Genomic DNA, 11,203 nt, shown 5'->3' on the forward strand with positions numbered 1-11,203 from the left:
TACTGCATGAAAAGATCGAGGACTTTGCAAGAAATATGCGTTTCATATGCACTATCTTGGGGGCGAGGCATTGCTAACAGGAGGATGCATTATGGGACCGTTTCCACACGACGCGCCAGTGGCGAAGATTTCCAGGGAGAATCCGGCCGGCACGGACGGGTTTGAGTTCGTCGAGTTTTCCCATCGCGAACCGGCAGAGCTGGAAGCGCTTTTTTCCCGCATGGGCTTCGTACCGGTGGCAAGACACAAAACCAGGGCCGTTACGGTTTGGCGCCAGGGCGACATCAACTACATCATCAATGCAGAGCCCGGCTCCTTTGCCTCACGCTTCGTCGAGGCACACGGCCCGTGTGCGCCGTCGATGGCCTGGCGGGTTGTCGATGCTCAACATGCGTTTGAACATGCGGTAGCAAATGGCGCGAAGCCCTATGATGGTGATGACAAGACCCTGAACGTTCCGGCCATCACCGGCATTGGCGGCTCCCTGATCTACTTTGTCGATACCTATGGCGAAAAGGGGTCACCTTATGCCGAGGAATTTGAATGGCTGGGCGAACCTGACCCGAAGCCGGAAGGGGTTGGCTTTTACTATCTCGATCACCTCACTCACAATGTTTACCAGGGCAATATGGATGTCTGGTTCAACTTCTATGGTGACTTGTTCAATTTCAGGGAAATCCGCTTCTTTGACATCGAGGGCAAATATACCGGCCTCTACAGCCGGGCGCTGACATCGCCCTGCGGGAAAATCCGCATTCCGATCAACGAAGACCGCAGCGAAAACGGCCAGATCGTTGCCTATCTGAAAAAATACAATGGTGAAGGCATCCAGCATATCGCCGTCGGCACAGACGACATTTATGCCGCCACCGATGCGATTGCCGAACAGGGGCTGAAGTTCATGCCCGGCCCGCCGGAAACCTATTACGACTTGAGCTATGAGCGGGTGAAGGGCCATGACGAACCCAAGGACAGGATGATGAAACACGGCATCCTGATCGATGGTGAGGGCGTCGTGGGTGGCGGCGAGACAAAAATCCTGTTGCAGATTTTTTCCAAAACCGTGATTGGCCCGATTTTCTTCGAGTTCATTCAGCGCAAGGGCGATGACGGTTTTGGAGAGGGCAATTTCAAGGCGCTGTTTGAATCCATTGAAGCCGAACAGATTGCCAATGGCGAGCTTGACGGCGTGGCGGCGGAGTAGGAGTGCCTGAAGGAAATCGGCGGTTAAAATCGTAGTCCCGTTTTAGCAAAACGGGGAAACGGTCCTGACCTAGGCCGTATCGACATTCAGGATTTGGAGCGCGGTATGGGGAAAAATCGTTCAATTCCAGGAGCGGGACCGATGACAGGTCGCTATCCTTTCGAGGTTCCGCGACGCCGAAGTGGGCGATTTTCACCCTATTCTTGCAGAACGCGGCGGATTTTTCGCCTTGCCAGAGATGAAATCCGTCTCGCGCCGCGTCCGAAACCTGAAGGTCAATACAGCCTAGAACAGCCCGAACCGCTTTTTGCGTTCCGGCTGAGGTTCATCGTCCAAAACACCGGGATCGTCCGGCCGGCGGTCAAGCGGAAAGACAATCGTTTCGCCATCATCCTTGTCTGCCGCTTTCTCCACATCGGCTTTGGCTGCTTCAGTGCCGCCCTCGTCCGGTGCTGCTTTCCCATTAACGGCTTCGCTGGCGGTTTTTCCAGCGGCCTTGCTGCTTTCCTGCGCTTCCTCAGCCTTGCCACCGCCTGAGGCGGGCCCGGCATCTTCCCCAGAAGCATCAGCTGCAGCATCGGTTGGTGCGGCGCTTGCTTCCTCAACTTCCACCGCAGCGGCCTGTTCTCCAATGGTTGCTTCCTCAGGCTTTCCGGCTTCATCCTCCGCCGTCTCGCTTCCATCGGCTTTCTCATCCGCCTTGGTATCAGGCCTCGTGGTTGTTTCCTCTTCCGCCACTTCGCCCGCAGCTTCCACCGGTTCGGCAGATTCTGCCACCGGTGCCACCGGCGGTTCGTTGATCAGGTCTTCCAGCCCTTCCGCATCGAGGGCGGCAGCCTGCGGCGCACCAAGCTGTTCGACCGGAACTTTCCATTCGAAGGCATCGATACGGCCGGACAGGGGCGAGACCGGAAGCCATTTCTCCGACACATAGCCGTCTGCCGTCCAGACCGCGTCCTTTGGTGCGCGCACGGCCCGTGACAGCCAGTCGCGCATGCGGCCCTTGTCGCCAAACTCCGCTTCCTCGATCTCCGCCATCAGCAGACAGGCCCGTTCGCTCGGCGTGGTCGACAAAATGCCCTTCATGGTGTCGCGCGCCAGTTTCCACTCCTTGGCGTCGATCGCTGATTCGGCAATCGCAAAACTGCCTTCAGGATGATTTGGCCTGAGCGCTGCCAGTTTCTTCGCCCGCTTCAGCCGGTCGGTTGCCGAATCGCCGATGCGCAAATGCACATAGGCATCGGCAAGTTCGGGGTGCGGCGATTTCTTCCAGACCGTTTCGATCATGCCCGCTGCGCGGCCGATATCGCTGTTTCGGGCAAGCGCCTTGGCACCGATTACCGCGGCAGGCACAAGATCGGGCGCCAGCTTGTGCGCCTCGCGGGCAAGTTTGGCGGCCTTCACCGGATCGGCCGGTTCTTCCGACATCGCCTGTGCCGTCAGCAGCACGGCGCGCTGGCGCTTTGCCTCTTCCTTGCTGACAAGACCGGCGGACCGGTTGGCTTCCAGCGTTGCAATCGCCCCTTCCCAGTCACCATCAAGGCTTGAATAGCGCAGCTTGGCATTGCCCGCCCAAGCAAGCGTCGGCGCTGCCTTGTGGGCCTCGGTCGCGTAATGCCGGGCTGCCTCGCTGGCACCCTGGCGCTCTGCTTCCAGGTAAAGGCCGCGCAATGCCACCAGCCGCGTTTCATCGTCTTCCAGCATGGCTTCAAACCGGGCCCGCGCATCCTCGCGCTTGCCTTCCAGCAGGGAAGATTGTGCATCGAGCAGATCGACCAGCGGGCCGCGGCCGAGCAGACGGGCGCTCTCCTTGGTGTAGCGCCGGGCGGTGCCCGCATCGCCGGAATTGGCGGCAATCAGGCCGCGCGTTAGTGCCTGATAGCCCTGGTCCCGTTTGCGTCGGCGGAAAAAGCGGCTGACAAGACGCGGTGAATCCAGCACCGACTTCAACAGCCACCAGGTGATCATGACCAGCGCGACCAGCGCGACCACACCCACCAGCACCACCATCAGGCTGGTCTGGTAGGAATTGCCCTGCCATTGCAACATCACGTCGCCGGGCCGGTCGGCAAACCAGGCAAAGCCGAAGCCAACGGCAAACACCAGCAGAAGAAACAGGAGTATGCGCAACATGTTGATTTCTCCTGTTAGTTTTGACCGGCGGAAAGCTTGCCGACGACGCTGCCAATCAGCGATTCGGCCTCGATGCGCTCGCGCAGGGCCTGTTCGAAATCAGCTCCCATCAGCCGTGCCGTCTCCGGCAGCGTCTCCCACTGGGAAAGCGCTTCAGCCGTATCGCCCGCCGCCAGAGCGGCTTCCACCCGCGACAGGATGGCCCCAACGCTGTCGCCATCAACAGGTCCGGCAGGGCGCACGGTGACCAGCGACTTGGCACTCGCCATGAAGCGGTCGACGATGCCCGCGCCTTCCTGCGGCCGGTTTTCTGCCGCCAGAATGCGGTTGGCGGTTTCATCGAATCCGCCCAGCAATTGCGCCGGAGTCTGAATTCCCTTGTCGGCAAGGGGGCGCAACTGATCAAACTCGGGCGCGCCACCGGTCAGCGCTTCGGCGGAGGCAAGTTCGGCTGCAAACGTACCGCCCTGCTCAAGAACATTGGAAAGGGCACGGGCACTGACCGACCGGGCAACCTTCTGGCCCGATACGGCAGCTTGCGCAGCCGCTTCCACCTGCTGCATGGCGGGCAGGATTTTTTCGTTGATCTGCGCCGTTGCTGCGGTCAAACCGGTTTTGAGTGCGGCAATCTCCTGACGGTTTGCGTCGATGGCAGCTTCTATCTCCTCCCCGCCCGGCATTTGCGCCGCCAACTGTTCCAGCCTGCTTTCAAGATCGGCAGACAGCTTTCCGGCTTCACTTTCCAATGCGGCCAACCGCTGATCGATACCGCTCAAGGCCGCCGCCGCGCCTTCTCCATCGCCTGCACCCCCCTCAAGGAGCGCCGCGTTGATGTCTTCCAGCCGCGTTTCCAGTTCCTCAGAGCGCTGAAGCGCGGTATCGGCGGCGGATCTTGCCGCCTGCAATTCACCGCTGAAGTCACCGCCACTACCCGATGCCGCCTCAAGCGCCTCAATGCGCGCCGACAAGGTTTCATCGGTCTGGGGAACGCCGTCGGCAACACGCTGCTGCAAGGCATTGAGCTGCGCTTTTAGTGACTGTATTTCTTCCTGCGATTGGGCAAGGGCCGCCGGATCGGCGCCGCCAGGCAGGGTTGGTGCCCCAAGCTTGCCCATCAGATTGGCGCCGCCAAGGGCAATCCCGCCGCCTACCACCGCAGCAATACCCGCCTGAATGAGGGAACCAGCGCCGCTGCGCTTATCCTTATGTGGAGTTTCGGTGGTTTCAGAACCTTCCGGCAACCCAGCACCATCAGGGTCTTCAGCGGTTGAAGCGCCTTCGGTCATTTCGTCCTTGGCCGGTTTTTCTTTCGCAGGTTCTTCGGCGGGCACGGACACGTCGGCAGACCTGGAATCAACCTTGGGGCCTTTCTTGGGATCATCCCCGGAAACTGATTGCGCTTTTATTTCCTTTTCCGCCTCCTCAGGCGGATTGGCTTCAAGATCGATGGTGGCAGGTTGTTTTTGACGCCGGCTTCTCTTGCGCGGCTGCGGCTTTCTTGTATTGGCCATCTGTATTCCTTAGCCCGTTTTATTGCCTGGCTGGCGACAGCAGGTACAAACCTTACCTTGGGACATCCGCCCGACAGACAAGCACAGCCTGCCCCGGCGCGCAACGGTACTTTGCGTCACAGCGCAGGAAAGCCAAAACCGTACATACAAATACGATTTTGGATTAGTGCTGCCTGTCGAGCTCAGCCAGCAATTTCACCATGGCCTCAGCATCCGGGCGTTCCGCCACATGTATGTTTTGGAACAGACGCGCGTCGAGCGTTTCAGCAATTCCCTCCGAAAGCGCTGCGGCAGAAAGGTTCGCGAGCGCCTTTTCCAGACTGTGGCGTTGCACCAGTTCCAGCAACCTTCTGCCGCTTTCAGTGGAGAAAACAGCCACGGCGCCACCCTCGGCGCCATTCAGTGAAGCTCGAAGGGCATCGCGGCTGACCTCTTTCTCCTTGAGCCGGTATGTCTCGACGCTCTCAAGCGCAATGCCGGCAGGTTCCACCATTGCTGAAAGGTCTCTGGCCCGTTTCTCGCCGCACGGATAGATGCCGCAAATGCCGGATCGCCCGCCAAAATCCGCCGAGATACGAGCAGCGAGGTTTTCCACATCACCCGAGCTTTGGCGTACATCAAGATACGCATTTTCCTTCAACAGGCCGGCCGTACGCGGCCCCACTGCATAGGCGGGGACGCCAAGCAAACGGCCTTCGTTCCGGGCAGAAAGCACTTCGACAGCAGCAGCGGAGGTAAAAACGGAGAAGTCGAATCTGCCCCCGGGCAGGTCGTGCCCGGTATCTTCCAGCTCGATCAGCGGAAGTTGCACCGCTTCAAGGCCGGCCGATTTGAGCATTGGCACCATGCGGGCATTGTCGGACGGACGGCGGGTGAGCAGTACCTTCATCGCACTTCCTCAGCCGGACCCGCCCCAATCGGCAAAGAAGGCATCGCCCGCCTCTGCCCGCAACCGGTTGCCGCAGGCCCGCCCCAATGCTGCAGCATCATCAAGCCTCCCGCTTTCACGGCACGCATGCCATTGCTTTCCGTCGGGGCTCAAGATCATGCCGTGAAAATCAATCCGGTCGGCGCCCACTGCCGCATGGCCGGCAATCGGCGTGCGACAGGAGCCATCCAGCGCATCGAGAAAGGCCCGCTCACAGGCCAGCGCTGTTGCAGTATCGGCATCGTTCAGGGGTGAAAGCAGCCTGTCTACCCGTTCATCGCCGATACGGCTTTCCACACAAATCGCGCCTTGTCCCGGCGCCGGCAGAAATTCCTCCAGATCAAACACGGAGGCTGCCACATCGGCCATACCGAGCCGGTTGAGCCCGGCCACGGCGAGCAGGGTCGCCTCTGCCACACCTTCTTCAAGCTTCCTCAGCCGGGTCTGCACATTGCCGCGAAACTCCACGATCTGAAGATCGGGCCGAAGGCGCAGCAGCATCGCCCTGCGCCGCAAAGACGAGGTTCCCATGACCGCGCCCTTCGGCAGCTCAGACAGTTTTGAGACTTTGTGGGAAATAAACGCATCTTCAGGCGCCTCGCGTTCCAGAAAACAGGACAGCGCAAGACCCTCCGGCAGTTTTGTCGGCATGTCCTTGGATGAATGTACCGCGATATCGATCCGGCCATCTGTCAGCCGTTCCTCGATTTCTTCGGTGAACAGGCCCTTGCCGCCAATCTGCGAAAGGGAGCGGTCGATGATACGGTCGCCCTTGGTGCTGATGACATCGATTTCCACGGCAATATCCGCACCGTGCGCTGCAACGAGCCGGTCACGCACCTCATGCGCCTGGGCCAGCGCCAGCGGGCTGCCGCGAGTCCCGATCCGAACGGTCTTGCCGTTGTCATCTGCCCTCTGGCCGGCCATTGGCTTTGCGCTCCACTCCTGTTAACCGCTATAAAAAGGCCTCTGGCCTTGCGCGTGCCGGTGTAGTCGTTTTTCATCGCACGTACAATCCAAACGGGCCAGACAGGCCAGACAGGCCGATCGAGGGTGCGGGTCAGATTTTCATGCTTGTATTGGGCATTGAGACCAGTTGCGATGAAACTGCGGCAGCGGTAGTGCAGCGAACCGGAAAGGGCGGCAGCATCCTGTCCAACTGCATCCATTCCCAGATTGCCGAACATGCAGCTTTCGGCGGTGTCGTGCCGGAAATCGCCGCCCGCTCCCACCTAGCCCGCCTCGACGGGCTTATTACACAGGCCATGGAAGAAGCCGATTGCAACTGGTCCGGACTGGACGCCATCGCCGTAACTGCCGGACCCGGCCTTGTTGGCGGTCTTCTGACCGGCGTGATGACCGCCAAGGCACTGTCGGCATCGACCGGGCTTCCCTTCTTCGGCATCAATCACCTTGAAGGCCATGCCCTGACGCCCCGCCTCACCAACGCCCTTGAATTTCCCTATTTGCTGCTGCTGGTTTCCGGCGGCCACACCCAGTTTGTCGAGGTTCGCGACGCCGGCGAATACCGGCGCCTTGCAACCACCATTGATGACGCCCTTGGCGAAGCCTTCGACAAGACGGCCAAACTGCTGTCGCTCGGCTATCCCGGCGGCCCGCAGGTGGAACAGGCAGCGAAAGAAGGAAATCCGCGGCGTTTCGATTTCCCGCGCCCGCTATCGGGAAAGGAGGAAACCAACTTCTCCTTTTCCGGTTTGAAGACAGCCATCCGGCAAACCGCCAACAAACTGGCGCCCCTTTCCAATCACGACGCCGCCGACATTTGCGCTTCCTTTCAGCAGGCTATCATCGACATTCTGCTCGACCGCACAGCCAAAATGATACGGCAGTTCGACAACGTCCATGGAAAACACGATCGCACCCTGGTCATCGCCGGTGGCGTTGCAGCCAACAAGGCGATTCGGCTCGCGCTGGAACAGTTGACGGATGAACATGGCTGGAGCCTGGTCGCACCGCCACCGCAACTGTGCACAGACAATGCAGCGATGATCGCCTGGGCGGCCATTGAACGCAGCGACCGCTTTTCGCCCTCTGGCTTCGATCTGGCGCCGCGCTCACGTTGGCCTCTCGATGAAGATGCCGCCGGATTGATCGGCTCGGGGAAACGGGGAGTGAAGGCATGAGCGAAGCTCTACACCGCATCGCCGTATTGGGCGCGGGTGCCTGGGGCACGGCGCTGGCCAGCGTGCTTGCCCGCAGGGGGCACGATGTCCAGCTTTGGGGACGCGATCAAAAAACGGTGGACACCATCAACACCAGAGGGGAAAATCCGCGATACCTGCCGGACATAAACCTGCCGGAAGGGTTGGCGGCAACCAGGGATATCGCCAGGGCCCTTGAAGGCGCTCAAACCGTTTTGCTGGCAACGCCGGCACAGACCATTCCTGAAATGGCGGGATTGCTTGCCGGAAAGATCAGCCCCTCTACGCCCCTTATCCTGTGCGCCAAGGGCATAGACCGCAAATCCGGCAAACTGCCTGCCCAGATTCTAGCAGAACGGTTCGAGGGTCAGTCCCTGGCAGCCCTGTCCGGCCCGAGCTTTGCTCATGACGTCGCCCGCGACCTGCCGACTGCTGTCACCCTTGCACATACCGATGGTAAAAAAGCTGCACAGCTTGCCGCCATCATCTCGTCGGAAACCTTCAGGGTCTATGCCGCGACCGATCTTAAGGGCGTCGAACTGGGTGGTGCATTGAAGAACGTGATTGCCGTTGGCGTTGGTGTCTGCCGGGGCATGGGGCTTGGCGCCAGTGCGGAGGCCGCGCTTACCGCACGCGGGTTTGCCGAAGTTTCGCGTTTGGCCACCCATCTTGGTGCAAAGCCGCAGACCCTGATGGGACTGTCCGGCCTGGGCGACCTGGTGTTGACCTGCTCGGGCACCCAGTCGCGCAATTTTACCTATGGCCTGGCTCTTGGCGAGGATAGGGGTGTTGCAGGACTTGCACTCGCCGAAGGCGCCTTTACCGCCGGGGTTGCAGCGACAATCGCCGCTGAAAACAACATTGAGGCGCCGTTGATTTCCACGGTTGCCAAACTGGTGGATGGCGCGATAACTCCCGGAGAGGCGTTGCGGGAACTGCTCGCACGGCCACTTAGGAGCGAAAGCGAGGAATGATGCAGTACTGGTTGTTCAAGTCCGAACCGTTCAAATGGTCCTGGGAGGACCAGAAGGCCCGGGGCGACAAGGGCGAGGAATGGGACGGTATCCGCAACTATCAGGCCCGCAACAACATGCAGGCGATGGAACTTGGTGACCGCGGCTTTTTCTACCACTCCAACGAAGGGCTTGAAGTGGTCGGCATCGTCGAGGTTTGCGCACTCGTGCACCCCGATTCCACCACCGACGACGAGCGCTGGGAGTGCGTCGACATCAAGGCCGTTTGCGACTTGCCCAACCCCGTCACCCTGAAAGACGTAAAAGCCAATCCGAAACTCTCGGAAATGGCGCTTGTCACCTCCATGCGGCTGTCGGTGCAGCCGGTGCGCGAGGATGAATGGATGGAAGTCTGCCGCATGGGCGGGCTAAACGGGAAATCCCTGAAGCCATTGTGATAACCACCGCTTCAAGGCGTGCATTCATTCTCGCCAACACCACGATAGCCTCGCCGCCCCATGTGCCCGAACTTGACCTGCATCTGGCCGGCGAGGCACACGGGCTTTGGCACAAAACCGAAGAGGAACTGGAGGCGATAGGCCTGCCGCCGCCCTTCTGGGCGTTTGCCTGGGCAGGCGGCCAGGGTCTGTCACGTTTTGTGCTGGATCATCCGCAAACCGTGCGGGGAAAGCGGATCGCCGACTTTGCTGCCGGCAGCGGCCTGGTATCAATAGCGGCAATGAAGGCCGGCGCATCCAGCGCACTCGCCATGGACATTGATCCTTTCTGCAAAGACGCCATCGCACTGAACAGCGCATTGAACGGGGTTGAAATTGCCTATACGGACCGCGACCTGCTGGCTCTGGAACCTGAGGCAGGCGCCGCATGGCTGGCAAAGTTCGATTGCATCCTTGCCGGTGACGTTTTCTACGACCGGCAGATGGCACATCGCCTGTGGCCATTGTTCTGCACGGCTGCAGAGGCGGGCATTGAAATCCTGGCCGGAGATCCCGGCCGTACCTACCTGCCCAAAGAAGGCTTGAGCCTGTTGGCGGAATACCAGGTTCCCGTCACCCGGGCACTGGAGGACAATTCAATCAAGCAAACGCGGGTCTGGCGGGTGACCGGCTTGCGATGAACCGCGACATTGCCCACAATGCACCGTCCGGCAGAAAAATCAGGAGGAGAAAAATGCAGGCAGCTATGGGCGCAAGCCTTGTCACCATTCTGGTCGCAACCATCGCCAGTTGGATATTCGGCTCCATATGGTACGGGGCGCTTGGCAAACGCTGGATGGCAGCTTCCGGCCTGAGCGAGGAAGACATCAAGGGAAAGAGCGGAAAGGTCGATCCTTCTCCCTTCATCATCTCGTTCATACTCGAATTCATCATGGCCTATGTGCTGGCCGTGTTGCTGCTGCACACCTCCGACGGTTCCTTCAGCCTGGCAAGCGCATTGGTGGCAGCGTTCATTCTCTGGCTGGGTTTCGTGTTCACAACCCAGACGATCAACCACCGCTATTCCATGAAACCATGGTCGCTGACCCTAATCGACAGCGGGCACTGGCTCGGCGTGATGCTGATTCAGGCACTCGTCATGGCCGTGATGGGATTGTAAGGCAAAGCAGGTTACCAGGTTCGCTTGGGACCGGTATCGATGTGGTAGAAGCCTTGGGGATACCGCGCATAACCGCCCACATTGCGGTGGCCGCGGACGAACGCCAGCACGCCGCCCGGATCGCCCCTGACACTGAAGTCGACCGCCCGGCAGGTCAAATGATATGACTTGGGTTTGCCGCCCTTGCGCCGGTTTTCCAATGGCCAGCGATGGGTGGAATGGACCCGCACAGGCCCGAATTTGCGCGCCACCTGACGCAGAACGACCTTCAGCCTCGGCGGCACGCACCAGCGGGTATCGTTCCATGTGATGGGAGCGGGGCGAAACAGGGCGCAGCCGCTCAGCATCACTGCAAGCAGCACCAGTATAATCGCTCGGGAAATGCCCCCGCAGGGCCATTTGACGGAGAAAGTCGTCATGCCCGGTCCTTACGCAATACAAACAGGCCGGCAGGTTTGCAGCCGGTTAACAGACGCGGCCATTTTGGAACAACCGCGTTAAGATTGGATTAAGACTTGTGGGAAGCAACTGGTAGGAACGAAGGCTAGGCTGTAATTCCGATACGCCGGCCTGCAGATCCTGGGCAGGCAATTCTGCGCCCGTATTCTGCGCCCGTATTCTGCGCCCGTATTCTGCGCCCGTATTCTGCGCCCGTATTCTGCGCCCGTATTCTGCGATTGTCTTATGGACGCACC

The 11,203-nt window shown here is 59.9% G+C and carries 11 protein-coding genes; 6 read left to right on the forward strand and 5 right to left on the reverse strand.

Annotated features, from left to right (window positions below; genetic code table 11):
* The first annotated feature begins 91 nt into the window (after positions 1-91).
* Positions 92-1,204, forward strand: a complete 1,113-nt coding sequence (gene hppD, locus BVL55_RS15320) for a 4-hydroxyphenylpyruvate dioxygenase (protein WP_075997628.1) — start codon at positions 92-94, stop codon at positions 1,202-1,204.
* 285 nt (positions 1,205-1,489) lie between these two features.
* Here hppD and BVL55_RS15325 read toward each other — a convergent pair whose 3' ends face one another.
* The 4 genes from BVL55_RS15325 to hemC all read right to left on the reverse strand — a co-directional run bounded on the left by BVL55_RS15325 (position 1,490) and on the right by hemC (position 6,703).
* A complete protein-coding gene (locus BVL55_RS15325) occupies positions 1,490-3,337 on the reverse strand; it encodes a heme biosynthesis HemY N-terminal domain-containing protein (RefSeq protein WP_075997629.1) in 1,848 nt (615 codons plus the stop codon).
* 14 nt (positions 3,338-3,351) lie between these two features.
* Positions 3,352-4,848, reverse strand: a complete 1,497-nt coding sequence (locus tag BVL55_RS15330; protein ID WP_075997630.1) for a COG4223 family protein — start codon at positions 4,846-4,848, stop codon at positions 3,352-3,354.
* 163 nt (positions 4,849-5,011) lie between these two features.
* On the reverse strand, positions 5,012-5,737 hold the full coding sequence (locus BVL55_RS15335) for a uroporphyrinogen-III synthase (protein ID WP_075997631.1): 726 nt from the start codon (positions 5,735-5,737) through the stop codon (positions 5,012-5,014).
* 9 nt (positions 5,738-5,746) lie between these two features.
* Complete coding sequence (hemC, locus tag BVL55_RS15340; protein ID WP_075997632.1) at positions 5,747-6,703, reverse strand: hydroxymethylbilane synthase; 957 nt, start codon at positions 6,701-6,703, stop codon at positions 5,747-5,749.
* Between the two features lie 143 nt (positions 6,704-6,846).
* Between hemC and tsaD the strand changes: the two genes are divergently transcribed.
* From tsaD to BVL55_RS15365, 5 genes are read left to right on the forward strand one after another with little or no spacing between them, the layout of a single operon-like run.
* Positions 6,847-7,920 (forward strand): tRNA (adenosine(37)-N6)-threonylcarbamoyltransferase complex transferase subunit TsaD, encoded by a 1,074-nt coding sequence (gene tsaD, locus BVL55_RS15345; protein WP_075997633.1) that lies wholly within the window; start codon positions 6,847-6,849, stop codon positions 7,918-7,920.
* On the forward strand, positions 7,917-8,912 hold the full coding sequence (locus BVL55_RS15350; protein WP_075997634.1) for an NAD(P)H-dependent glycerol-3-phosphate dehydrogenase: 996 nt from the start codon (positions 7,917-7,919) through the stop codon (positions 8,910-8,912). The genes tsaD and BVL55_RS15350 overlap by 4 nt, the downstream gene beginning before the upstream one ends.
* Entirely contained in the window at positions 8,912-9,349 is a 438-nt protein-coding gene (locus BVL55_RS15355) for an EVE domain-containing protein (protein WP_083649686.1), read from the forward strand. Before BVL55_RS15350 ends, BVL55_RS15355 begins: the two co-directional genes overlap by 1 nt.
* Positions 9,292-10,029 (forward strand): class I SAM-dependent methyltransferase, encoded by a 738-nt coding sequence (locus BVL55_RS15360; RefSeq protein WP_083649574.1) that lies wholly within the window; start codon positions 9,292-9,294, stop codon positions 10,027-10,029. The genes BVL55_RS15355 and BVL55_RS15360 overlap by 58 nt, the downstream gene beginning before the upstream one ends.
* A gap of 53 nt (positions 10,030-10,082) precedes the next feature.
* Positions 10,083-10,508, forward strand: coding sequence for a DUF1761 domain-containing protein (locus tag BVL55_RS15365; RefSeq protein WP_244530536.1), 426 nt, complete (start codon positions 10,083-10,085; stop codon positions 10,506-10,508).
* A gap of 11 nt (positions 10,509-10,519) precedes the next feature.
* Here the strand turns inward: BVL55_RS15365 and BVL55_RS15370 are convergent, their stop codons facing one another.
* Entirely contained in the window at positions 10,520-10,927 is a 408-nt protein-coding gene (locus BVL55_RS15370; RefSeq protein ID WP_075997636.1) for a YcbK family protein, read from the reverse strand.
* Between the last annotated feature and the right edge of the window lie 276 nt (positions 10,928-11,203).

It is taken from the genome of Salaquimonas pukyongi (genome assembly GCF_001953055.1).
GTDB lineage: Bacteria > Pseudomonadota > Alphaproteobacteria > Rhizobiales > Rhizobiaceae > Salaquimonas > Salaquimonas pukyongi.